Origin of the sequence: Microtetraspora malaysiensis, assembly GCF_050947145.1 — a bacterium.
Lineage (GTDB): Bacteria > Actinomycetota > Actinomycetes > Streptosporangiales > Streptosporangiaceae > Microtetraspora_A > Microtetraspora_A malaysiensis.
In genome coordinates, this window is the sequence record NZ_CP191998.1 from 1,571,264 (window position 1) to 1,594,276 (window position 23,013).

At 69.9% G+C, this 23,013-nt stretch carries 19 protein-coding genes; 11 read left to right on the forward strand and 8 right to left on the reverse strand.

Annotated features, from left to right (window positions below):
* The first annotated feature begins 309 nt into the window (after positions 1-309).
* Positions 310-2,487: an MMPL family transporter gene (locus ACQP1V_RS07840; RefSeq protein WP_433420334.1), complete on the forward strand. Its 2,178-nt coding sequence runs from the start codon at positions 310-312 to the stop codon at positions 2,485-2,487.
* Between the two features lie 39 nt (positions 2,488-2,526).
* On the opposite strand, the gene ACQP1V_RS07845 is transcribed toward ACQP1V_RS07840, so the two are convergent.
* Positions 2,527-3,348: a ribosomal RNA small subunit methyltransferase A gene (locus ACQP1V_RS07845; protein WP_433420337.1), complete on the reverse strand. Its 822-nt coding sequence runs from the start codon at positions 3,346-3,348 to the stop codon at positions 2,527-2,529.
* 205 nt (positions 3,349-3,553) lie between these two features.
* Entirely contained in the window at positions 3,554-4,210 is a 657-nt protein-coding gene (locus ACQP1V_RS07850; RefSeq protein WP_433420340.1) for a TetR/AcrR family transcriptional regulator, read from the reverse strand.
* Positions 4,211-4,545: 335 nt separating this feature from the next.
* Here ACQP1V_RS07850 and ACQP1V_RS07855 point away from each other — a divergent pair, with 335 nt between their 5' ends.
* Both ACQP1V_RS07855 and ACQP1V_RS07860 read left to right on the forward strand, forming a co-directional pair.
* On the forward strand, positions 4,546-5,004 hold the full coding sequence (locus ACQP1V_RS07855) for a hypothetical protein (protein WP_433420343.1): 459 nt from the start codon (positions 4,546-4,548) through the stop codon (positions 5,002-5,004).
* Entirely contained in the window at positions 5,001-5,489 is a 489-nt protein-coding gene (locus ACQP1V_RS07860) for a nitroreductase family deazaflavin-dependent oxidoreductase (RefSeq protein ID WP_433420345.1), read from the forward strand. The genes ACQP1V_RS07855 and ACQP1V_RS07860 overlap by 4 nt, the downstream gene beginning before the upstream one ends.
* 192 nt (positions 5,490-5,681) lie before the next feature.
* On the opposite strand, the gene ACQP1V_RS07865 is transcribed toward ACQP1V_RS07860, so the two are convergent.
* Positions 5,682-6,149, reverse strand: a complete 468-nt coding sequence (locus ACQP1V_RS07865; RefSeq protein WP_433420348.1) for a hypothetical protein — start codon at positions 6,147-6,149, stop codon at positions 5,682-5,684.
* 896 nt (positions 6,150-7,045) lie between these two features.
* On the opposite strand from ACQP1V_RS07865, the gene ACQP1V_RS07870 reads away from it, so the two are divergent.
* The 4 genes from ACQP1V_RS07870 (at position 7,046) to ACQP1V_RS07885 (ending at position 12,495) form a co-directional block, all read left to right on the forward strand.
* Entirely contained in the window at positions 7,046-9,172 is a 2,127-nt protein-coding gene (locus tag ACQP1V_RS07870) for a prolyl oligopeptidase family serine peptidase (RefSeq protein ID WP_433420351.1), read from the forward strand.
* 165 nt (positions 9,173-9,337) lie between these two features.
* The gene (locus ACQP1V_RS07875) at positions 9,338-10,117 is read left to right on the forward strand and encodes a methylenetetrahydrofolate reductase (protein WP_387408439.1); all 780 of its coding nucleotides are present in this window, start codon (positions 9,338-9,340) and stop codon (positions 10,115-10,117) included.
* 319 nt (positions 10,118-10,436) lie between these two features.
* Positions 10,437-11,858, forward strand: a complete 1,422-nt coding sequence (locus ACQP1V_RS07880) for a DUF2079 domain-containing protein (RefSeq protein WP_433420353.1) — start codon at positions 10,437-10,439, stop codon at positions 11,856-11,858.
* Between the two features lie 145 nt (positions 11,859-12,003).
* Positions 12,004-12,495: a hypothetical protein gene (locus tag ACQP1V_RS07885; protein ID WP_433420355.1), complete on the forward strand. Its 492-nt coding sequence runs from the start codon at positions 12,004-12,006 to the stop codon at positions 12,493-12,495.
* Between the two features lie 12 nt (positions 12,496-12,507).
* Here ACQP1V_RS07885 and atpB read toward each other — a convergent pair whose 3' ends face one another.
* Positions 12,508-13,296, reverse strand: coding sequence for a F0F1 ATP synthase subunit A (atpB, locus tag ACQP1V_RS07890; protein WP_433420358.1), 789 nt, complete (start codon positions 13,294-13,296; stop codon positions 12,508-12,510).
* 85 nt (positions 13,297-13,381) lie between these two features.
* Between atpB and ACQP1V_RS07895 the strand changes: the two genes are divergently transcribed.
* Positions 13,382-14,098, forward strand: coding sequence for a TetR/AcrR family transcriptional regulator (locus ACQP1V_RS07895; RefSeq protein WP_433420361.1), 717 nt, complete (start codon positions 13,382-13,384; stop codon positions 14,096-14,098).
* A gap of 197 nt (positions 14,099-14,295) precedes the next feature.
* Positions 14,296-15,498: an MFS transporter gene (locus tag ACQP1V_RS07900; RefSeq protein ID WP_433420362.1), complete on the forward strand. Its 1,203-nt coding sequence runs from the start codon at positions 14,296-14,298 to the stop codon at positions 15,496-15,498.
* Between the two features lie 17 nt (positions 15,499-15,515).
* On the opposite strand, the gene ACQP1V_RS07905 is transcribed toward ACQP1V_RS07900, so the two are convergent.
* Entirely contained in the window at positions 15,516-17,003 is a 1,488-nt protein-coding gene (locus ACQP1V_RS07905) for an LCP family protein (RefSeq protein WP_433420365.1), read from the reverse strand.
* Between the two features lie 8 nt (positions 17,004-17,011).
* The gene (locus ACQP1V_RS07910; protein ID WP_387347851.1) at positions 17,012-17,137 is read right to left on the reverse strand and encodes a hypothetical protein; all 126 of its coding nucleotides are present in this window, start codon (positions 17,135-17,137) and stop codon (positions 17,012-17,014) included.
* Between ACQP1V_RS07910 and ACQP1V_RS07915 the strand changes: the two genes are divergently transcribed.
* Positions 17,136-18,122 (forward strand): glycosyltransferase family 2 protein, encoded by a 987-nt coding sequence (locus ACQP1V_RS07915; RefSeq protein WP_387408445.1) that lies wholly within the window; start codon positions 17,136-17,138, stop codon positions 18,120-18,122. The two genes, ACQP1V_RS07910 and ACQP1V_RS07915, sit on opposite strands and share 2 nt — an antisense overlap.
* 31 nt (positions 18,123-18,153) lie before the next feature.
* Here ACQP1V_RS07915 and ACQP1V_RS07920 read toward each other — a convergent pair whose 3' ends face one another.
* Both ACQP1V_RS07920 and ACQP1V_RS07925 read right to left on the reverse strand, forming a co-directional pair.
* Complete coding sequence (locus ACQP1V_RS07920) at positions 18,154-19,920, reverse strand: CDP-glycerol glycerophosphotransferase family protein (RefSeq protein ID WP_433420368.1); 1,767 nt, start codon at positions 19,918-19,920, stop codon at positions 18,154-18,156.
* A gap of 18 nt (positions 19,921-19,938) precedes the next feature.
* Positions 19,939-21,345, reverse strand: coding sequence for an SDR family NAD(P)-dependent oxidoreductase (locus tag ACQP1V_RS07925; protein ID WP_433420371.1), 1,407 nt, complete (start codon positions 21,343-21,345; stop codon positions 19,939-19,941).
* A 129-nt stretch (positions 21,346-21,474) separates the two neighbouring features.
* Here ACQP1V_RS07925 and ACQP1V_RS07930 point away from each other — a divergent pair, with 129 nt between their 5' ends.
* Positions 21,475-23,001 carry a CDP-alcohol phosphatidyltransferase family protein gene (locus ACQP1V_RS07930; RefSeq protein ID WP_433420374.1) on the forward strand — a complete coding sequence of 509 codons (1,527 nt, stop codon included), beginning with the start codon at positions 21,475-21,477 and terminating at the stop codon, positions 22,999-23,001.
* The last annotated feature ends 12 nt before the right edge of the window (positions 23,002-23,013 follow it).

Consider the following 23,013-nt stretch of genomic DNA (forward strand, 5'->3'; position numbering starts at 1 on the left):
GGGACAGCCCGGACGGCGTTGAACGCGAGCTGGCACTCGCGGGCGATGCCGGAGGGGTCGTCTGTTTCACCGCAACCGGTGAGACGGCGTGCGCCGCGAGGCGGCACCCGTCGTCCAGGCTCTGATGAGCGGCCGGTAGTAGAGCGGGGTGGCGAGCTGGCACTCGCCACCCCGGAAACGAAGTCGCGTGCCCCACGCCTCGACGGCGTGCCTTCAACGCACACGAACCTCAAGGAAAGGAGAGCAGCTCATGCTGCTCGAACGCAAATCATCCCGCAGTGCCGTCCCCGAGCCGAACGGCGCGGGCCGGTGAACGGCGAGACGAGGCGGCCGCTGACCGTTCGGGTCGCGGGCTGGAGCGCCGCCCATCCATGGCGGGCCATCATCGGCTGGTTCCTGCTCGTCGCGCTCTGTCTCGGTGCCGGCGCCGCAGTCGGCACCCGCAGCGCGTCCACCGAGGACTACCGGGTCGGCGAGGCGGGCCGGGCGGAGGCGATGGCCGCCGCGGGCGACCTGCAGCGCAGGCCCGTGGAGTACGTCACGGTCCGCGCCAGGTCCGGTCCGCTGGACGTGGCGGCGTCCCGCGCTGTCGTGAAGGACCTCACCGCTCGCATGACGGCTCTGCCCGAGGTCGCCCACGTCGACCCGCCGGTGCGATCGCTGGACGGCTCAGTACTCCGGGTGGACGTGACGATGAAGGGCGAGGAACTCGACGCCCGCAAGCACGTCGACGCGCTGCTGGACCAGACCTCGCAGGTGCAGAAGGAGCACCCGAACCTGGTCGTGGAGGAGACCGGCAGCCCCTCGATCAGCAAGGGCGTCGACAAGCAGCGCGGCGACGACCTGGCGCTCTCCGAGGCGATCACGTTGCCGATCACACTGGTGACCCTGCTGCTGGTCTTCGGCTCGGTGGTCATGGCGGGTGTGCCGCTGCTGCTGGCGCTTTCGTCGATCGCCGCCGCGATGGGGCTCGGCATGATGGTCTCGCACATCGTCCCGGACGCCGGTGTGGGCAACAACGTCATCCTGCTGATCGGCATGGCGGTCGGCGTCGACTACACGCTGTTCTACCTCAAGCGGGAACGCGAGGAGCGTGCTCGCGCCGGGGGACGGCTCAGCCCGGAGGCGGTGGTGGAGATTGCGGCGGCCACTTCGGGCCGCGCCGTCGTGGTCTCCGGCCTCGCAGTGATCATCTCGACCGCCACGCTGTACCTGGCCGGGGACATCGTCTTCGCCTCCCTCGCCACGGGCACGATCGTCGTCGTCCTGGTCGCGGTGATCAGCTCGCTCACCGTGCTGCCCGCGCTTCTGGTCAAGATCGGCGGGCGGGCGGCCCGCAGGCGCAGGCCGGTCGCACCCAAGAGAGCCGGCACGAGCCGGGTCTGGAGCGCCCTGCTGCGTCCGGCGAGCACGCATCCGGCGATCACGTTGTGCCTGTCGGTGCTGGTCATGGTCGCACTGGCGCTTCCCGCGCTGGGCATGCAACTGAGGGTCCTGAACAAGGACAGCCACTCACGCGAGATCCCCGCGCTGCAGGTGTACGACCGGCAGACCGCCGCGTTCCCCGAGTTGCTTGTCCAGCACCAGGTCGTCGTACGGTCCGAGCCCGGACAGGCGGCCGAGGTCGCGCGGGCGCTGCGAGATCTCGCGCAACGCGCGCAGGCGGACCCGCTGTTCGCCAAGCATGCGAAGGCACGCGAGTCGGCCGACGGGCGCGTCAGTGTCCTGGAACTGTCCACTCCGTTCCGGTTGAGTTCGCCGAAGGCCCGGGAGTCGCTCGACCGGCTCCGTGACGACTACCTGCCCGCCACGGTCAGCCGGCTGCCGGGGGTGGAGGCGGCCGTCACGGGGGATGTGGCCCGCGACGCCGACTACCTCGCCAACCAGGACGCCAAGCTGCCGCTCGTCGTGGGGTTCCTGCTGCTTGCGACCTTCGTGATGTCGGTCGTGATGTTCCGTTCGCTGGTGCTCGGGCTGGTCGGGATCGCGCTCAACCTGCTGTCCGCAGCCGGAGCGTTCGGCCTGCTGGTGGTGTTCTTCCAGCACGGCCTGGCGTCGGTGCTGTTCGGCTTCGACCCGAGCGCCACGAACGCGATCGGGTCCCGGGTGCCGCTGTTCCTCTTCGTGATCCTTTTCGGGTTGTCGATGGACTACCAGGTGTTCGTGGTGAGCCGGATCAGGGAGGCCGTGATGCGCGGGGTGCCCACCCGTCAGGCCGTGGTCGACGGCATCGGCACGTCCGCCGGTGTCGTGACCAGCGCCGCCGTCGTGATGGTGACCGTGTTCGCCGCCTTCGTGTTCCTGCACCTGGCCGAGATGAAACAGATCGGCTTCAGCCTGGCGACCGCCGTGCTGCTGGACGCCTTCGTCATCCGCGTTCTGATTCTGCCGTCGGCGATGACGCTTCTCGGCCGGGCAGTGTGGTGGCCGTTCCACCCGGCGCCGCACGGCGTGCCCGCGCCCGGAGGAGTCACGACGCGCGTGTGAACCATCCGGGCACGGGGCGGACGACGTGGTGGACCGAGCCTAAAGATCGTGATGAATCTCCCGGTAGATGGTGATCCACTGGTCCGGGTGGACGTGGCCGACCGCCGTGTCGCGCTCCACGCCCGCCCGGGCCAGTGCGTCGTCCACGCCCTGGTGGCGGGTCTTGAGCGAGGCGCTCAGGGAGCCGCCGACCCCGGTGAAACCGAGCTCCACCAGCTCCCGCCAGGTCCCGCCGGCATCGATCAGCGGCTCCGGCCGCCGCTCGATGCGCAGGATGCCCGAGTCGGCCGGGGGCGCCGGCCGGAAGCTCTCCCGGCCGACCCGGCCGATCAACTCCCAGTGGAACCACGGCCAGCTCTCGACCGTGACCAGGCTCCACAGGCCGAGGTCGCCCGAGTGCTCGCGGGCGTACGCCAACTGGGTGAGCAGGGTCGCCGAGGTCATCGCCGGGGCCCGGAGACACCAGTCGACGATCTGCGACGTGATCGGGTACGGGGTGTTGCCGACCACCGCGAACGGTTCCTGCGGCGGCGTGGCGGCGGTGAGGTCGCCCTTGACGATCTTCAGCCCCGTCCTGGCCCTGAGCTTGGCGGCCAGCAGCGGGTCGTTCTCGTAGCCGACGACCTCGACGCCCGCCATCGTGGCCAGGGCGGCCGTCAGCGCACCTTCGCCGGCGCCGGGTTCGAGGACGAGCCCGTGCGGTCGCGCCGCCTCGATCATCAGGTCGATGGCATGGGTGTCGGCCAGGAGGTTCTGGGAAAGCGTGCGCCGCGCCCTGTCGCTGGGGGTGCGCCCGCCGCCGCTGTTCCTGGCCTTCTTCTGAGTGTGGGAATAGTTACCGTGTGCGAAGTTCTGCGCCACAGCTGCAGCCCTTTCGGGTCCTCGAGACGAATGGGATCTCGAAGGGCCCTGGGCGCGCTCTTGCGGACGCGCTAAGAAGTCACCGCGTTCGCTAGCGAGCCAGAGCCCGGCCGCTGCGGATACGGATGAAGACGAAGGACGTGCGATGCATGCCGCCGACCTTACGAAGGCGTCGTGGCCGCTCGCAACGCATTTAACGCGCCGCCTACGCTCTGGCCGCGCCCTCGGCGATGCCGGCCAGGACCGTTGCCAGCATCCGCTCGAACTCAGGCTCACCACCGAAGCCCGCTTGCAGGGGAGCCAGGGCGGCCATCGTCGGATACAGGGCCGGATCGAACGCCGGTTCGGCCGCGCCCGTCGCGGGGCCACCGGCCTCGCCGGGATCCGTGCTCAAGGTGGCGAGCAGATACCCGTTGAGGAAGCCGAAGAGAACCAGGGGAGCGTCCGCGATCGCCTGGTCGGCGATCCCGGCGCGGCGCATGGCCGTGGTGAGCCGCTCAAGCGCCTCGAACGCCACCGCTGAGGTCTGCGCTCGGGTCGCCAGCAGAGGGAAGATCCGGGGATGGCGTATCGCCATGTCCCGGTATCCGCGGGCCATGGTGCGCGCGATGTCCATCCAGTCGTCCGGCCACTGCGCGGCGGTGGCCGAGACCTCGGCCAGGACGGCTTCGGAGACGGCGTCCAGCAGTGCGGCCTTGCCCTTGATGTGGTTGTAGATCGACATCGGGTCGACGCCGAGTTCGGATGCCAGGCGCCGCACCCCGAATGACTCAAGCCCCTGGCGATCGACAAGGTCCACCGCCGCGACGGCGATCCGCTCGCGGCTCAGCCCGGCCGGTTTGCCCTGTCCGCGTTTCGTCACTCGCCGTCCTCTCGCTCCTTGCTCAACCTACACCGTAGGCCTATATTCTACGCCGTAGGTAATACTTACGGTGTAGGTAGTAGGGCCTCAGTGCGTTGCCCCGGAAACCGTCGCGACCTGTGTGGATCAGCTGGTGCTGTCAGCTCGGCCATGACTCGCTGCCTGGCCGGATGGCGTACCGAGAAGGCCGAGGAAGGGACATGACGAACCGCCGTTACGAATCGACCCGCACGTGGATCGGCAACGCCCACCACCACGGCCCGCGCAGCGGCGTGACCACCTGATTCCGCCAGTTGCGCACGGCATGTGCGGCTTACTTTGAAGGAGACAGATCGATGACCAAGACACGGCGTCAGCAATCAGCCGTCGGCGCGATGTACGCGGGCCTCGGGCTCACCGTCGTCGCGACGATCGTCCCGTGGATCGACCGTGCCACCGGCGGAGTGCTGGCCGGTCACATCCGGGCCGGCTACCCCACCTTCCCGCAGGACCGCGTCGACACCGCCGTCATGACGTGGCTTGTCTGCCTGTCAGTTGTCGGAGCGCTCGGCATCAGCTGCTGGTTCTTCGCCATCTGGGCGGTCGGGGCGGGCAAGCGGTGGGCCCGCAGCGTCGCGACCCTCGTGTTCGCGCTCGGCTTGAGCGTCGGCCTGTTCACCCTGCTCGTGCGGGACAGCTCCGGAGACACGGGCCTGCCGCCGCTGCTTGGCTGGGTCGGGATGGTGCCGAGCCTGGCCGGACTCCTGGCGGTCGCGCTGCTGTGGAGGAGAGCGCGACCGGCGTCGCAGGCATGATCATTCAGTCGCTGGCCGGGTACTTCGGTGCGCTCAAGCGCAAGCTGTACGAAGGCAGTCGGCCGGGGGCGTTCATGCGGGCGTGGAACCGCATCGACGCACGGCTGTACGCATCGGGAGTCTTCTCCCCGCAAAATGCGGTCACCTTGGAGGTTGTCGGGAGGACTACCGGCCGGCCGACATCGCTGCCGGTCGCCGTCGCGGAACATGACGGGGAGCGCTTCCTGGTGTCGATGCTCGGACCGGACGCGAACTGGGTGCGCAACGTCCGCGCCGCGGGTGGCCACGCCATCCTGCGTCGGCGTGGCCGCGAGGAGGTCACACTGGAGGAGATTCCGGTGGAGCAACGAGCTCCCGTGCTCCGTCGCTATCTCGCCGTCGCCCCTGGCGCGCGGCCCCACATCCCCGTAGACCGGCGGGCGCCGCTGTCGGAGTTCGAGGCGATCGCGCACCGGTACCCGGTCTTCCGGATCCGCGGCCGGTGATCCTCAAATAGGGGTTGATCAGCGAAAACCCCGCTTCCCTCGGAAAGCGGGGTTCCGTCGCTTCGCATGTCGCGGCATGGCGGTGACTACATCGACGAGTGGCCGGTCCTGAATCGCGCCGTACAGCGACACCGTCTTGCGCAATCACCGGCTGAACAGGGCAGGAAGCGTCGCCGAGGTATCTGCTCTTCCCTATACAACAGAAGACGCCTGGCCGGCGTCTTCTTTGTCGCGGCTCCAGATTTCGGTGCAACGAGGGAGGTCTTCGATGCTTCCGCCTTCAGGGATCACGCCCCAGAGGAAGGGGATCAGGTACTGAGGCGGTTCGCCCAGAAGCACGGCCAGTTCGTCCTCGGTGACGGTGAGGGCGAATGCCGAGCCCGGTTGCCCGGGGTTCCAGCCCTGTTCGACGGCTCGCCGGATGCATCCGGCGACGAGGGCGGGGCGAACCGCGATCGTCCGTTCTCCGAGCGAGTTGTCCGGCCGGGCGCAGGGAAGTGACACGACGAGAACACGCCCCGGGTCCTCGGCCCGCTCGACGGCGAGGGTGAGGGGATTCCCGGCGTTGCCCTGGGGGCGGGTGGCCTTATGCCGGACGCGCCAACGGAAGGCGGTGCCGTCGACGCTGATGGGGCGTGAGCCCTTCTTGGGTATCGCCATGGGGCGCCTCCACGCTTCTGTTCTGTTTCGTCGCTGTTCCGTGGGAGTACCGAAAACAGCGAGAAGTGATGCGAGACGCCCGCAAGGGTAACCACTGCTCATTTCAATGATCGAGTTATTTTTCGGCGGCGGTCTGATCGCACGTCGGAGATCACCCAGGTCTACGAGGGCGCCGGCCGGATCCAGCGCATGGTCATGGTCCCGCCGGCCTACGAGAGCGGCGGCACCGAGGGCCGTGTCCGAGGTGGTGCCACCGGATGGTGTCTGCGTCGAAGGGGCGGGCGACCGCGTACGGGCTCTTCAACCTGAACGAAGCCTCCGCCTGCTGCGGGGATGTGGCCGAGGGCGGTGGAGGAGCGGCCGCGAAATCCGCTCCGCGTCGTCAAGGGGGCTCGCGATGACCTCGGTGACCCGTTGATTGCTCTCGGTCTCGCGATGCGAGGACTCCGTCAGTCCTGGGATCTATCTCGAAAGGCTCCGAGTAGCTTTTGCGTGAGATCGAGTTTCATCCGGCATTCCCGTATGCGTTTTTCTTTTGCGGTGGATCTTGGCAGGGAGATAGTCGATACGCCGGTCGGCTTTTCGGCTAGAGCGTGCCGAAAAGCCGGGAGCGCCAGCGCTCGCCGTCGGGTGACGCCTGCCTTTCTTGATCCAGGCGTGGAGATATAGTTGTGGAATCGCTCACTCCGGGCGAATCGCCGAATCCGGGAGGCTTACATGAGCGGATACCTGCCCTATGCAGCGAACGCTCCGGCTAGTCGCGTTGGTGGTGCACGCGGCTGGCAGGCGGACATTCTCCGCGGTCAGTCATAGCCGCTGAGCGAATCGAGGTACTGCGGTGCGTGCCGGCCGCAGTACCTCGACCTATATAGCGGGGCGACGCATTGGGGGCGTTTATGGCGCGATTGTTTTACCCTGCCGCCCGGCGCGGCGATGTGGTGGAGGATCTGTTCGGATTCCCGGTTTCCGATCCGTACCGGTGGCTGGAAGACGGCGATGACGCGCATGTGCGGGATTGGGCCGCGGCGCAGGACCGACTGTTCCGGACGCACAGCACCGGATGGCCGGAGACGCGATCGTGGGCGTCCTTGCTGGATCAGGTGTCATCCTTCGGCGTGTCCGAGCCTCCGATGGCGCGTGGCCCGGTCATGTTCCTTGCCGAGCAGCTCCGCGGGGATGAGCAACGGCGCCTGCTCGTCGTCGACGCCGAGGGGAACAGGCGGGTGCTGGTCGATCCGGCGGCGATCGATCCGTCCGGCCATACCGGGCTGTATGCCTGGTGGCCGTCGCGCGAGGGTGAACGCGTGGCCGTCCAGATGGAGGTCGCCGAGCAGCCCGGCAGCGACATCACGGTGCTGGACGTGCGTACCGCGGAGACGGTGGACGGGCCGTTGCCGCGCGCCCGTAACACCTCGCTCGCCTGGCTGCCGGGAGGGGACGCGTTCTACTACGTCAGCCGGGTTCCCGACGAGGAACTGGCCCCCGGCGACATGCGTCTGCAGCGGCGGGTGCGGCTGCACCGGATCGGAACGCCCTGGCAGAGCGACGCGGTGGTGTTCGGCGGAGAGGACGCCCCGGACCACTATTACGGACTCACGGTCAGCGCCGACGGCCGCTATCTGGCGATCACCGCGGTGGTCGGGACCGCCTCACCCAACGACGTGTACGTCGCCGAGCTCATCGATCCGGAAGCCCCGCGTTTCGTCAGGATCGTGGACGGACGCACCACAGGCGCCCGGGTTCTTCCGCGCTTCCTCGCGGACGGAGATCTGCTGCTGGTCACCGACTACCAGGCCCCATGTGGCCGTATCTGTACGGCGCGCCTGCACGACACGGACCCGGCCGCTTGGCGCACGCTGGTCGCCGAAGATCCGCAGGCCCCCTTGGACGAGTGCCTGGTCCTGGACGACCCGGCACTTCCACGGCCCCTCCTCCTGGTGGCACGCGCCCGCCACGGCACCTCCACCCTGACCCTGCACGACCTGGACACCGGCCGGCCGCTCACCGGCCTGCCCCTTCCCGGCGCGGGCGTCGTGTCCTCCCTGCGGACGAACGTCCCGCACGGACGTCACGCGTGGTTCAGCTACTGCGACGTGGCCACCCCTCCCACCATCTATCGCTACGACGCGATCAGCGGGACGACCGAACAGGAAACCGGCGCCACAACAGCCGGACATACCGCAGAGATCCGCAGCCGCAGCGTTCGCTATCCCGCCGCCGACGGCACCGAGATCACGCTGTTCCTGTTCACCCCGGCTGATGAACGTGCGGGCCCGCGGCCCACCCTCCTTTACGGCTACGGCAGCTTCGGCATGCCGATGCGCCCATGGTTCTTCCCCCTGGCAGCCGCATGGGTCGGCGCCGGCGGCACGTACGCGGTCGCCTGCGTACGCGGAGGCGGCGAAGAAGGCCAACACTGGCACGACGCCGGCCGTGGACCGTACAAACACCGCGCGATCAGCGACTTCAACGACGCCGCGACCTGGCTCATCGGCACCGGTCGAACCACTCGCGACCAACTGGCGATCTACGGCCAGTCCGGCGGCGGACTCCTGGTCACCGCCGCGGCCACGCAGCGACCCGACCTGTACGCCGCGGTCATCGCCGAAGGCCCGCTGTGCGACATGGTGCGCTATGAAAAATTCGGCCTGGGATGCACATGGACGGACGAATTCGGTAGCGCCTCCCGGCCCGAAGAACTCCAATGGCTACTCACATACTCCCCGTACCACAACGTCACGCGCGGAGTTCCCTATCCCGCATTCCTTCTCGCCGGCGCGGTAACCGATCTGCAGACCGGCGAAGCCCATGTCACCAAAATGTGCGCGGCCCTCCAGTACGCCACCAGCAGTGACCGGCCGATCCTCATGCGCCGAGAACCCGACACCGCCCACGCCGCGTCTCCCGCGAGCAAGGAACGCGCCATGACCGCGGACATCCTGGCCTTCGCCGGAAAATACACCGGTCTGTCGCCGGAAGAACCACGCATGTGCGTTCACGAGACCGCCGTCGAATCACGCTGAGTGACTACTGAAATCAGGCGGCGCGCGAAAGCGGGCGCGATTGATCCACGATGACCCTGAGCCTGCCGGGTTCTGGGGCGGCGGTCTGCGGGCCGAACGGCCGGCCCGGTGCAAGTTGGCCGGAACGCCCGGCCTGGAGATCACGATTCCCATAGGTTTGGCGGCATGACTGATCGCCCCTTCGAGCTCGTCTGCGAGATCGAGCCGCCGACCCGTCCCGACCTCACGCGTGTCCGCCACCAGATCGGCACCCTCAGCCAGATCGCCGGTTCCTTCCTGATCCCGGACAACCACATCGGCCGGGCCACGGTGTCCAGCGTCGCCGTCGCCCACGAGGTCCAGGCGATGGGCGGGAGGAGCATCGCCTGCCTCAACTCGCGCGACCGCAACCTGCTGGGCTTCCGCCGGGACCTGCTCACCGCGGCGGCCTACGGGGTCGACCAGTTCCTCTTCGTGTACGGCGACAAGCCCACGACGGGCAACCGGACCAGCGACCTCACCGTCCGATCCATGATCGACGAGGTTCGTTCGCTCAGTGAGGACCCGGCCTTCGCGGGCTGCCCCGCCTTCCGGGTCGGCACCGCCGCGGGGCTGCGCCCCCTGCCCGCCTGGAAGCGCGCGGCCGACTTCGTGTTCGCCCAGGTCAGCTTCTCTCTGGAGGCGCTGCTGCGCTGGCGCGAGGCCAACCCGGTCGACGTGCCGGTCTACGCCGGGGTGATGGTCATCGCCAGCGAGAACCACGCCCGCCGGTTGTCCGCCGCGATCCCGGACATCGACATCCCCGCCGAGCTGGTGGAGCGCGTGGCGGGGGACCGGCTCGCCGGAGTCGAGGCCGCCTGTGAGCAGGTGCTGCGCATCCGCGATTCGGGCGCCTTCGACGGCGTGCACCTGATCTCCGTGGCCCGCTATCGCGAGGTGGAAGCCCGGCTGTCCAGAGCGCTCTGAGACTCTCCTGCCGTGGTGCGGTGAGGGCCTCCGGTCGACCCACCGGTGACGAACGGGGCGCAGGTCAACGGACGCTTCCCGCGGAAGGACGGTGACCGTGACGTGCGGAACCTTGTCTCGGGTATTTCATGGACATAGTGCGTGACTATGGCGTTATGTCGGATTTTCTGGAGGGGTAAACCCGACAAAACGCGCAGAATGTCGGTTCTTTCCATTTTTGCGGATCGTCGGTGGCGGAGAGCAAGATCATGACATGCTCGACCTCATGCTCTCGGGTCGATCTCGCGCATTCTTCCGCCACCGGTACGCGGTGGGAGTTGTGGCGGTAGTCGCCTTCCTCGCGTATTCGCTGCTCGGGCTGGTCAAGTTTTTCACGTTCAGGACCGGGATTTATGACCTGGTCATATTCGACCAGGGTGTACGTGGGTACGCGGGGTTCGGGCCGCCCCTCTCGACCGTGAAGGGAAACTGGGAGCAACTCGGCTCGGCGTTCTCGCTGCTGGGCGACCATTTCTCGCCGATTCTCGCGGTGCTGGCCCCGCTCTACTGGATCCACAATGGCCCGGAGACGCTCATCGTGGCGCAGGCCGCCCTGCTGGCCTTGGCCGTGGTGCCCTTCTGGGTTTACGCGCGGCGCGCTCTCGGCGTGACCTCCGCGTATCTGCTGGCGATCGCCTACGTCATTTCCTGGCCGGTCGCCGAGACGGTGAACTTCCATTTCCACGAATACGCGTTCGTGCCGCTGATCACCGCGATCCTGTTCGAGCGACTGCAGGCCGGGCGCCGATGGCACGTTCTGGCCGCGGCGACGGCCCTGCTCCTGGTCAAGGAAGACCTGGCGCTCCTCGTCGCCGGCCTCGGGCTGGGCCTTCTCTTCCTGCGCGAGTGGCGGCGTACGGGCGTCGCGATGGTCCTCGGTGGGGTGGGTTTCTTCTGGCTGGTCGGCTACGTCCTCGTCCCGGCCTTCGGCGGAGATCCGCGCCGTTACTGGTACTACAGCGGATGGGGCGACGACGTCGGCGAGGCGGTCGTCCACATCGTGACCCGGCCGCAGGAGATCCTGCACGTCCTCGCCACCCCCGGAACGAAGCCGGTGACGCTGCTCCTGCTGTTCGCTCCCTTGCTCTTCCTTCCACTGCTGTCGCCGTACGTGCTGCCGGCGGCGGTCCTGCTCGCCGAACGGATGCTCGCCACGGACCCGGGGGCCGCCGGCTGGTGGGGGACGCGCTATCACTACAACGCGGCGGTCGTCATGACTCTCTTCTGCGCCGCGGTGGACGGCGGCGCGCGCTTGCGCCGCATGGTGAAGGGGCGGCGACTCCGGCACGTGGTCTGGCCCTGGACGGCCGTCGTCGCCGTCGCGGCGGTCGGGATCGTGCCGTTCTTCGCGTTGGGCAATCTGTTCTCACCGAGCTGGTACCGCACGGGGCCGCGATTCGCCGCGGCGCAGGAGGCCATTCGGCGGATTCCGGACGGCGTCCTCGTGGAGGCGGCGGGCGCGCTCGGGCCGAATATGTCCGCGCGGGCCACAGTCGTCGCCTGGGCCGCGAAAACGGCCCTACGGCCCGAGCGTGCCCCGTGGATACTGGCTGATCTCAACGACAGGCAGCCCCATTTCGATTCGGTCCAGGACCAGGCTGCCGACGTTCAACTATTACGGCGCCGCGGATATCGCGAGGTCTTCTCGCGGGACCGCTACGTGGTGCTGTGCGACCCGTCGTCCGCGGATCGGTGTGGATGATGAAAGGCCGGTCGAAAACAGCGCGGCGGGCACGCTGGGCCGTCCTCTGGTGTCGCCACGGCGTCGAGCGAACGGAGACAGCATGAAAAGGATCAGCGACGCGGCGCGCGGCGAAACCCCTCCGAGAAGTGCGGGCCCTGTATCGATGCGCTGGGGAATCACGCTGGTCCTGGCCGGTCTGGCGCTCGCCGGCGGCCTCGCCGTCGCCGGGGTCCGCGCGGTGGTCGTCGACGCGTCCGGCTGCACCGTCGAGGAGCAGCGGCTGGCCGCCGCCCTCGCGTCTCTGCCCGCCCTCGGCCTCCACCCGCCGGGGGCGCGAGCGGTGAAGCGCCCCTATCCCGGGTGCGACGGCGACGACAGGATTCCCTATGCCGTGCGGGGTTTCCGCCACGACCTGACGACGTCTCGCGCCGACGTGGCCTCCTTCTACGCGGACGCGGCGCGGGAGGACGGCTGGAGCCCCGTACCCGCTTCGGACGACGAACCGGACGGGCGCTGCTTCGCGAAGCGGATCCAGGGGACCGCGGCGCAATTCTGCGTGCGCTACCCGGACGACCGCGAGACCGTGACAGATCACCACGAGTACGAGATCAAGATCGCCGCCGCCTATCAGGACGCCCAGGACGCCGTCCGCTGACGGTCTCCCGCATCAGTGCTCGGGATGGAGTGAGGCCCCGATGTACATCGCGGTGAGCAGGGTGAACAGGAACGCCTGCAGGAACTGGATGAACATCTCGAACGCCGTCATCGCGACCGCGACGGCCACGCTCAGGACCCCGACGGGCGCTCCCGCCAGGGACGGCTGCTCATGCAGGAGCCAGAACCCGGCGGCGCTGAAGAACGCCAGCAGCAGGTGCCCGGCGAACATGTTGGCGAACAGCCGTACGGCGTGCGTGAACGGCGCGGTGACGAAGGTGTAGAGCAGTTCGAGCGGCGCGTAGAGCGTGAGGGCCAGCGGCTTGGGCAGGCCCGGCGGGAACATCAGGTTCTTGAAGTAGCCGACCAGCCCCTGGTGCCTGATCCCCAGATAGATCTTGATCACGTACGCGACGAGCGCGAACACGATGGGGAACGCGATGTGGGCGTTCACCGGGAACTGGAGCCCCGGGACGACCCCGATGAAGTTCCAGAGCAGGATCAGGCAGAACAGGCTGAGCAGGAGCGGCATCCAGCGCTCGGCGTCCTTGCCGAGGAACGGCCGGGCCACCTGGTCGCGCACGAAGAGGTAGACGAGCTCGCCCGCGTTCTGCATCCCGCGCGGCACGAGCGTCGGCCTGGCGAAGGCGGCCCAGGCGAGCGCGCACACCACCAGCGCCCCACCGACGGCCAGCACGACCGGCTTGGTCAGCCAATACGGCGCACCCTCCCACAGCGGGGGGAAGTCGAAAAGCTCCACGCCGGGGGCGCGGAACACATCGTCTGCCAGGGGAATCGTCACGGGGTCTCCATGAAACCGGGTACGGCGTACTCAATTATGTTTCGACCATACTTACCCGGTACGGCGTACGCAATAGGGGGAGACGATGGTGCGCGAGAACCTGTGGATGCGCCCTGAGCGGCCGGCCCGGGGCCCGCAGCCGAACTACAGCCGGGCCGCGCTCACCGAGGCGGCGGTCCGCGTCGCGGACGCCGAGGGCCTGGAGGCCATCTCGATGCGCAGGCTCGCCACCGAGATCGGCGCGGGGACCATGTCGCTCTACCGCTACGTCTCGGGCAAGGACGACGTGATCGAGCTGATGATCGACGCCGTCGTCGCGCGGTACCTCCCGGAGGGCACCGTCCTCAGCGGCGACTGGAAGGCCGATCTCGGCGCGCTGGCCCGGCGGGCGCGGCTGACTATGCTGCGCCATCCATGGCTGGCGCCTCTGGCCGCGAGCCGCCAGGGAGCGAGCCCCAACCGGCTGCGGCTCCTGGAGGCGTCCCTCCACATGGTGGACGGCCTCGGCCTCGGCGTCGACGAGATGCTGACGCTCATCGGAGGGGTCTTCGCCTACGTCAACGGGTTCGTGCAGAGCGAGCTCGCCGAGGCCGAGGCGCTGCGCCGCACCGGCCTCGACCTGAGGGAGTGGACGGCCCTCCAGAAGCCGTACCTGATGTCCATCATCGCGAGCGGCGACCACCCCATGGTGACCAAGATGGCGACCGAGGGCGGGCGCGCGTACGGCGACGTCGAGGAGCGGTTCGAATACGGCCTCGAACGCCTGCTGGACGGCATCGAGGCCCGGCTGCCGGAACGCTGATCGGCGGCGCGATCGCGAGGGCGGCGGCCCGGACGGTCTGACAGCCTGACGGTCTGACCTGATGTGCCCGGACAGGCTGCCGGATCAACGTGACGCGCCTCCGACGGCCCGGCGGTTTAACGTGATGCGGCCCGGACGGCCTGACGGTTAACGTGATGCGGCGATCATCGGTCGATCATGTAGCGGAGGGGCCGTAAGTGCGGAGAGACCGCGGGTTCACGATCTTCCTGATCGCGCAGACGCTCTCCGTGGCCGGAGACATGTTCACCGCCGTCGCGATCCCGCTGCTCGCCCTCAAGGCGACGGGCTCGGTGCTCCAGATGGGCCTGCTGACCGGCCTGTCCGGGGTCGCGTCGGTCGTCACAGGGCTCTTCGCCGGGGTCGTGGCCGACCGCCTCGACCGCCGCACGGTGCTCATCGTCTGCGACGTCGCGCGCGCCGTCCTCTACGGGCTCATCCCGATCGTCTGGCTCTTCGCGCCGCAGGTGTGGCTGCTCTATGTGATCGTCCCCCTCGGCGCGGTCTTCGGCATGACGTTCCAGGTCACGTACGTGACGGTGGTGCCCGCGCTGGTCGATCCGGACCGCATCACCGAGGCCAACGGCCGCCTCTCCGCGTCGTACGCGGTGGCCGGGGTGGCGGGGCCGGTGCTGGCCGGGGTGGTCGCCGGGGCGTTCGGCCCCTCGATCGCGATCGGCGTGGACGCGGCGAGCTTCGCGGTCTCCGCGCTCGGGCTGTGCCTCGTACGGCCGAGGCCGCGCGGCGACCGCGGCCCCGCCCCGGCGATGAGCGGCCTCGCCGGTTTCCTGGACGGCGTGCGGTTCCTGTGGCGGCACCCGGTGCTGCGCTCGCTCACCGTGCTGCTGTCCTTCTTCATCTTCGTCACGACCGGGCTGACCGACATCACCATCTACCACCTGAAAGAGGACCTGGGGCAGACGGACGCCGCCGTGGGGACGGTCCTCGCGGTCGCGTCGGCCGGGACGATCGCCGCGTCCGCGCTCGTCGGCCGCGCGCGCCGGAAGTTCGGCTTCGGCCCCTGCTGGATCGGCGCGCAAACCCTGGGCGGGATCGCCGTCATCTCGCTGGGCATGGCGGGGCACGTCACGGTCGTCGCGGTGATGATGACGGCGTTCCTGTTCGCCACGACCATCGCCGGCATCTGCAGCATGTCGCTACGCCAGGAGGTCACCCCCGACCACCTGCTCGGACGGGTCACGTCCGCGTTCTGGACCGTCCACTACGCCCTCGGGCCGGTCGGCGCCGCCGTGCTCACCGCCGCCGCGGAAGGGTACGGCTCCTCCGCGGTCTACCTGGCGGCCGGGGCCGGATGCCTGCTGGTCGCCGGCGCCGCCGCCTTCACGCCCGTACGGCAGCGCTGGGCCCCCGAAGCGGCGTGACCCGGCCCGCGGCCGGGTCACTTCTTGCAGATGTTCTCCGTGGCCGTCTTGGCCGACGTCGCGGGCGTGGCGGTCTCCGACGGGGTGGCGGTCGGCTGCTCGGCGGCGACCTTCACCTTCTTGACGGTGTTGTGGGTCTGGCCGACGATCACCTCGACGCCCTGGACGTTCGCCTCTCGCAGCTCGGAGCCGGGGATCGCGGCGGCGACGGTGCGCGCCGAGTCCTCGCGGCCCTTGGCGTACCGGACGACGGTGGTGGTGGTGTCCCGCTTGGCGGTGTCGCCGGCCGGGGCGGGCACCATGAAGCCGGCCTCGACCAGCGCCGTCTTCGTCCTGGCGCCGAGCCCGGTGATCAGCGTGCCGTTCAGCACGCGGACCGAGATGCGCTGGGGCGGCACGGTGAGCGCCGGGGACGCGGACGCCGAGGGCGAGACCTTGGGCGAACTCTTGGGCGACGCCGTGGCGGTCGGGCCGGTGAGCGGCTGGTCGGAGTCGATGCGCTGGAACAGCTCACGCGCCGCCTTCTTGTCCCACAGGACGGCGGACTCCTTGGTCGGCGTCGTGAAGTTCACGTCGGAGAGGGGGACGGTCGCGAACGAAACGTCGTCCGTCGAGACGTCCTTGAGCTGGCCGACCAGGCCCAAGACGTCCTTCTTGAGGGCGTCGTCGACGGTCAGCGTTTTGAGCGCCGAGTTGACCAGGCCGGTCAGTTTGGCGGGGTTGGTGAGCGTGCCGCCGCTCAGGGCCTTCTGCATGAGCGCCGAGATCACCTGCTGCTGGCGGTCGATCCGGTCCAGGTCGGAGCGCGCGGTGGCCCGGGTGCGCGCGTAGGCGAGCGCGTCCGCCCCGTTGAGGTCGTACGTGCCGGGCTGGAGGTCGAGCTTCGTCTTCGGGTCGTTGATCGGGACCGGCGTGCAGACGGTGACGCCGCCGAGGGACTCCACCACATTGATGAAGCCCAGGATGTTGACCTCGACGTAGTGGTTGATCTTGAGGCCGGTGGCCTCCTGCACGGTGCGCACCGCGAGCTTGGCCCCGCCGTACTGGTAGGCCGCGTTGATTTTGTGGGTGCCGTAGCCGGGGATCTCGGTCCAGCTGTCGCGGGGGAGGCTGACGACCGTGACCTTCGTGTGGTCCTCCGAGAGGTGGATGACCATCATCGTGTCGGTGCGCTGGCCCTCTTCACGGCCGAGGTGGAGCTGGTTCTGCTGCCGGCGGCTGAGGTCGTCGCGCTTGTCCACGCCGACCAGGAGGATGTTCATCGCGCCCTGCGGCGCCGACGCCTCGGTGCCCGCGTCGACCGATTTGACCTGGCTGATGGCGTAGTTGGGGATCGCCCACAGCGCCCCGGAGCCGAGCAGCACCGCCGTCGAGAGCGAGCCGGAGACGATCAGCGAGCGGAGGCTGGTGCGGCCGCGCTTGGCCCGCCGCGCCGCGAGCCTGACCCCGCCGTTGCCGTCGCCCCCCACACGAACGCCGGAGTCCTCCTCGTGGTCGCCACGCATCCCCGCGGTCACCTTTCGGTTGCCGTCTCCGCCCCCACGTACAGTAGCGTGAGCCAGGCCATGAAGCCCTTCCCCGACTCGCCACAAACGAGCCAGTCGCGCACGCGCCACTGGCCGCCGATTTCGGTGATCATGCCGGTGCTCAACGAGGAGCGGCACCTGGCTGAAGCCGTACGGCAGGTCCTCGCCCAGCAGTACGAGGGCCCCATCGAGGTCGTCCTCAGCGTCGGCCCATCGCACGACCGCACGCAGGAGGTCGCCGACGCGATCGCCGCTGCCGACCCTCGCGTCGTCGTCGTGCCGAACCCCACCGGCCGCACGCCCAACGCCCTCAACGCGGCCATCGCCGCGTCCCGCAATCCGATCATCGCCCGGGTGGACGGCCACGCCATGCTGCCGCCCGACTATCTGGCCACCGCCGTCGAGACTTTGGAGCAGACGGGCGCGGACAACGTCGGCGGCATCATGGCCGCCGAGGGCGTCAGCCCGTTCGAGCAGGCCGTCGCCTGCGCGATGACCTCCAAGATCGGCGTCGGCAACGCCCGGTTCCACACCGGCGGCCAGGCCGGCCCCGCCGACACCGTCTACCTCGGCGTCTTCCGCCGGGAGGCGCTGGAGCGGGTCGGCGGCTACGACGAGCACTTCCAGCGCGCCCAGGACTGGGAGATGAACCACCGCATCCGCGAGACCGGCGGCCTGGTCTACTTCCAGCCGCGCATGCGGGTGTCCTACCGTCCCCGGCCGAACGTCCGAGCCCTGGCCAAGCAGTACTTCTACTACGGCCGGTGGCGGCGGGTGGTCTCCCGTACCCACCAGGGGACCATCAACCTGCGCTACCTCGCGCCGCCCGCGGCGGTGCTCGCGATGGCCCTCGGCCTTGTCGTGTCGCCGTTCTTCTGGCCCGGACTGCTCATCCCGGGGGCGTACATCGCGGCGATCCTGGCCGGCTCAGCGCTTACCGGGCGGGAGCTGTCCGGGGCGGCGCTGCTCCGGCTGCCGCTGGTCTACGCCACGATGCACGTCTCATGGGGCACCGGCTTCCTGACCAGCCCGCCGGGGCTCAGCAAGCCGCGTCCCGCCGTGCAGCGGATGCCCGTACAGGATCACTACAGCGAATAGCCGCACAGGCGGCGGGCGGTGACCCGGACGGTCAGGCGACCTCGTCGCCCGCCGTCGCGAGGCTCCGGCCCGCCGCCGCGCCCGCTCTCGCGCGGGCAGCCATGACGGCCTCGTCGAACCGGGTGAGGGCGTCCGGATGGTCCGGCCCGAGCAGATAGCTCCTCAGCTCGTGCCTGGCCTCCGCCAGCACGTCCTCCCCTGGGCGGATCCGTGACACCACGCCGGGCAGCTCCGCGCAGTCCGGGCCGAGCAGGTAGGCCGCCGAGGCGGTCGGATACCGCTCCCGGAACTCGCGCTCCGGCAGCCCGGCGACGTTCGTCACCGCGTACGGCTTGCCGCTCGCCAGGAAGTCGGCGATGACGCTGGAGATGTCGCTGATCAGCAGGTCGGCCTGGTTGAAGCACTCGTACAGGTGCGGCTCGTCCCCGGTCACCACCAGGTGGGGCACGGTCGCGTCCCCGGTCATGGTGTCGCGCAGCGTCCGCATGATCGCGGCGTGCGCCCGGCGCGCGGGCGCGGAGCGGTGCCCGGTGAGCGGGTGCGGCTTGTAGATCACCCGTACCCCCAGGGCGAGCAGCCCGCGCACCAGCCCGGGCCCCATCGTGATCATCGACGTGTGGAACAGGTCGTCCGTCCACCCCTCCCATGTCGGGGCGTACAGGACGCTCGGGTACGGCAGGCCCGGACCGGTCCGCCGCACCCCGGCGAGCTGGGGGCGGCCGACCTCCACGATCGCCTCGTCGCGCACGCCGACCCCGGCGCGGCGGTAGCGGTCGCGCCCGGCCGGACCGGCGACCCAGACCTCGTCGTACACCTTCGTGAAGGGGTTGAACGACGCCTCCTTGTCGCTGTCGCCGTGGCCGACGAAGACGCTGGTGACGCCGGGCACCCGCAGCATGTGGATGTTGTTGCCGACGTTGGACGCGAACAGGGCGACCCGCGCCGTGTCCAGGCCGCGGAAGTTCATCAGGTCGACCGCCGAGGGGACGCACAGAACGGGGAGCGTCGTCCGGCCCAGCGCGCCGAGCAGATCCCGCTCCCGCAGCACGACCAGCACCCGGCTGCGGATCCGCTCCAGCGCGCCCAGCCACATCGTCGCCTGGTACGCCGAGTCGGCCGGGCCGGAGAAGTAGAGCAGCACCTCGGGGCGGTACGCGCGGACCCGCTCGTCCACCGTCGCGACGACGTGCCGCCGGTCGGCCAGCGGAGCGGCCCGCAGTACGTAGACGGACAGCGCCAGCACGGCGGCGGTCTCCAGGACGAGCGCGCCCGCCACCCCGGCCGAGCCGAGCCAGTCGTTCCCGGTCAGCGCGCCGAAAGCGGCGGTGCCGACGGGCAGCGCGTCCAGGTACAGCAGGCGGGCGCCGCGCCAGTTGACCAGCGTCTCAGGCGGCGCGGGCGGGGAGGAGACGTCGAGGTTCCTGGTGTCGACCGGCTTCAGGTTGTGGCACCGGTTCAGATAGGTGGCGAGACCGCTCTGCACGGCGCGCATCCAGTGGAACAGGAACAGCCCGCCCGCGAGGAGCGCGAACCACGGGGACTCCGCTCCGGCGGTCCTGGCGAGGAGCAGCACGGCCGCCATCTCGCGCATCATGAAGCGCAGCGTGGCCGGGAGCTGTAGTCGGCCGAGCCGTTCCGCGGCGCCCGAAGGCAGGGCCGCCTCCGCGGCGTACGACAACGGCGCCAGGATCACGAAGACCCATGGAAGCGGATACAGCGCGGCCGCCGTCAGGGCCGGATATGACGCGAGCACCACCCAGCTGAGCAGCGCGTTTCTTCCCTTGAACGATCCCCCCATGCATCGCTGCGTACCCAGTCACCTGGTGAGCCGCACGTCGATGACGTGTCCGGTGAGGCGGGAGATCAGCACGTCGAGGCTGGTACGGGCGACCGCGGCCGGAGACAGCAGCGTTCCGGCGGGTTCGTCGCCGAACGCGCGCAACCGCATCGGTGTGGCGGTGCGCTCGGGATTGACGCAGTTGACCCGGACGCCCTGGTCCGCCCACTCGTCGGCGAGCGCCTGGGTGAGGTTGACGACCGCCGCCTTGGTCGAGGAGTAGAGGCTGTAGTCGGCCCGCCCCCGCGTGTACGACGACGAGGTGTACAGCAGGAGCTGGCCGCGCGTCTCCGCCAGGTACTTGAACGACGCGCGGGCGATGTTGACCGGGCCGAGGTAGTTGACGCCGATCGTCTCCTCGATGGTGGAGTGGTCGGCCTCGCCCAGCTTGCCCATGTGCAGGACCGCCGCCGTGTTGACCACGTAGTCGATGCGGCCCGTCTCGGCGTACGCGCGGGCGAGCGCGTCCTCGACCGCGGCGGCGTCCTGGACACGCACGCCGTTCACGGTCCGGGAGAAGGGGTGGACCGTCGCGCCGTAGCCGCGGGCGAGCCGCACGATGTCGGCGCCGATGCCGTAACTGCCGCCGAAGACGACCAGGCATCTGCCGCGCAGCGCCTCGTGGTAGCCCTCCTCGGTCGGCGCGGGGGCGGTGCTCTCGGCGAGCTGGAACAGCTTGTCGGCGATGAACACGTCGACCGGGTGGGTGACCTTCATGTTGTGCTCGCTGCCCGGCACGATGTAGATCGGCACGTCGGGGAGGTAGCGCAGCACGACACCGCAGTCGTCGGTCGCGGGCAGCTTCTCGAAGTCGGGGTCGGCGAAGGCCCGCTCGTACGCCGCCCGGATGACCGACAGCCGGAAGCACTGCGGGGTCTGGCCGCGGCGCAGCCGCGAGCGGTCGGGGATGTCGCGGATGATCTCGCCGCGCGGCCCCGGGGCGGACACGACGACGGTGTCGGACGACGGGATGGCCACGTCCACCGCCTCGTAGCGGGCGAGCGCGGTCACGCAGTCGCTGATGATGCGCGGCTCGACGAGCGGGCGGACCGCGTCGTGCAGCAGCACGTCGCACTCCTCGTCGCCGAGCGCCTGGAGCGCGCGCCACGTGGTCTCGGTGCGGGACGCGCCCCCTTCGAGGATCTTGGTGACCTTCGTGTACCCGTTCCGCTCGACCAGGGAGGCGACCTCGTCGGCGAAGCCGGGGGTCATCAGCACGACGATCTCGTCGATCTCCGGATGGCCGTCGAACACGCTGAGCGTGTGCTCCAGGATCGTCCTGCCGGCGATCTTGAGTAGCTGCTTCGGAGTGTTCAGCCCCACCCGCTGGCCGACCCCGCCGGCCAGCACGACTCCAACCGTACGCAGACGCGATTTCGCGATCATGATGCCTCCCCGGACTGACCATACCCGCAGGCCGTTCGCGAACCGCTGCCGAATGGCATTGCCACCCCGTGATCACTCAGTTACGTTGCGGTGTGGACCCGGAAGTGATCACAGCGGAGTGGGAGACCCATGGGGGCAGCAGCGGCCCGGGAGACGCCCGGCACCACACCCGGCGCCTCGACCGGCGCGGTCGCCGTGGTCTTCGCGACCACACCCGCGTCCCGTCTCACGTCGGGGAGCGCCACCCTCCTCGACCGCCTCACCGCCCAACTGCGCACGCTCTCCGTCCGTGACGTCCAGGTCGTCACCCGGGCCGAGGACACCGGGGGCGGCCTCGCCGACGACCTGCGCGCGGTCGCCAAGGCGGCGCGCGCCGCGAGCGGCCCCGTGGCCGTGCTGTACGGCGACCTCGTCGCCCACACCGACGCCCTCGCCGCGGTGCTGGAGCATCCCTCACGCGGCTCGCGCGCGCTGGTCGAGCCCGGCGCCGCCGGGCCGCTCCTGCCGCCGGTGCGCACCGAACGGGGACGGATCGCGGCGGCGGGCAACTCCTTCCACCGGGTCGAGTCGCCGGACGCCACCTTCCGCGGCGTCCTACAGGTCGGCGAGGCTCATCTCGCCGGCCTCGCCGACGTGGCCGAGGAACTCGCCGACCTCGCGCAGCACCGCGGGCTCGGCCGGGCGGGCGACAGCGAGGTGGCCGACCTGCTGCTCGCCGGCCTGGTGCGCGCCGGGGTCCCCGTGCAGGCCGCGCCGCTGGGCGGGCTGCACTGCGCGCGGGCATCGGGCCAGACGGCGGCGGACGCGGCGGTGCGCCGCCTGGCCGAGGTGGACGAGCGCGCCGCCCGGCTGCGGGCCGCGGTCAAGTCCGACGACGGCCTGTTCACCACCTACTGCGTGAGCACCTGGTCCCCCCATCTCGTACGGATCGCCGCGCGGCTGGGCATGACGCCCAACGCGGTCACCGGCGTCTCGGTCGGCCTGGCCGTGGTGGCGGCGATCTGGTTCACGGCGGGGGAGCGGACCGCCCAGATCGCGGGCGCGGCGGCGCTCCTGCTGTCGTTCGCGCTCGACTGCGTGGACGGCCAGCTCGCCCGCTACACCCGCGGCTTCTCGCCGCTCGGCGCCTGGCTCGACGCCACCTTCGACCGGGTGAAGGAATACCTCATGTACGCCGGGCTGGCCATCGGCTACGCCGCGAGCGTCCCGGCGGGGCCGACCGGGCCGGGCGGCATCTGGGCGCTCGCGGTCGCCGCCATGCTGCTGCAGGCGCTCCGGCACATGATCGACTTCTCGTACGCCGGAGCGCTGGCGGACGCGGCGTGGGGCGAGGAGCGCCCGCCGATCCCGCTCTCCGTCGCCGCCGACCTGTCCCGCCCGGACGACCCGTCGGCCCGCCGGCGGGCCGACGGGGGCGGCGCTCCTCCGGAAACGGTCGCGAGCCGCGTGGTCGGCCTGTCCCGGAGGCTCGACCTGGGCACGGCGACCCGGTGGGCGAAGAAAGTCGTCGTGCTGCCCATCGGCGAGCGGATGGCGCTCATCGCCGTCACCGCGGCCGTGTTCAACGCCAGGGTGACCTTCATCGCCCTGCTCGGCTGGGGCGCGGTCGCGCTCGCGTACACCCTCGCCGGTCGCGTCGGCAGGTCTCTCACATGACAACGGGTCTCG

What these genes read in the sequence shown, in the direction of transcription:
- ACQP1V_RS07930 (WP_433420374.1), top strand. Translation starts at nt 21,475, where the DNA reads ATGGGGGCAGCAGCGGCCCGGGAGACGCCCGGCACCACACCCGGCGCC.
- ACQP1V_RS07905 (WP_433420365.1), bottom strand. Translation starts at nt 17,003, where the DNA reads ATGCGTGGCGACCACGAGGAGGACTCCGGCGTTCGTGTGGGGGGCGAC.
- ACQP1V_RS07870 (WP_433420351.1), top strand. Translation starts at nt 7,046, where the DNA reads ATGGCGCGATTGTTTTACCCTGCCGCCCGGCGCGGCGATGTGGTGGAG.
- ACQP1V_RS07875 (WP_387408439.1), top strand. Translation starts at nt 9,338, where the DNA reads ATGACTGATCGCCCCTTCGAGCTCGTCTGCGAGATCGAGCCGCCGACC.
- ACQP1V_RS07855 (WP_433420343.1), top strand. Translation starts at nt 4,546, where the DNA reads ATGACCAAGACACGGCGTCAGCAATCAGCCGTCGGCGCGATGTACGCG.
- ACQP1V_RS07895 (WP_433420361.1), top strand. Translation starts at nt 13,382, where the DNA reads ATGGTGCGCGAGAACCTGTGGATGCGCCCTGAGCGGCCGGCCCGGGGC.
- ACQP1V_RS07915 (WP_387408445.1), top strand. Translation starts at nt 17,136, where the DNA reads ATGCCGGTGCTCAACGAGGAGCGGCACCTGGCTGAAGCCGTACGGCAG.
- ACQP1V_RS07885 (WP_433420355.1), top strand. Translation starts at nt 12,004, where the DNA reads ATGCGCTGGGGAATCACGCTGGTCCTGGCCGGTCTGGCGCTCGCCGGC.
- ACQP1V_RS07865 (WP_433420348.1), bottom strand. Translation starts at nt 6,149, where the DNA reads ATGGCGATACCCAAGAAGGGCTCACGCCCCATCAGCGTCGACGGCACC.
- ACQP1V_RS07910 (WP_387347851.1), bottom strand. Translation starts at nt 17,137, where the DNA reads ATGATCACCGAAATCGGCGGCCAGTGGCGCGTGCGCGACTGGCTCGTT.
- ACQP1V_RS07920 (WP_433420368.1), bottom strand. Translation starts at nt 19,920, where the DNA reads ATGGGGGGATCGTTCAAGGGAAGAAACGCGCTGCTCAGCTGGGTGGTG.
- ACQP1V_RS07925 (WP_433420371.1), bottom strand. Translation starts at nt 21,345, where the DNA reads ATGATCGCGAAATCGCGTCTGCGTACGGTTGGAGTCGTGCTGGCCGGC.
- ACQP1V_RS07860 (WP_433420345.1), top strand. Translation starts at nt 5,001, where the DNA reads ATGATCATTCAGTCGCTGGCCGGGTACTTCGGTGCGCTCAAGCGCAAG.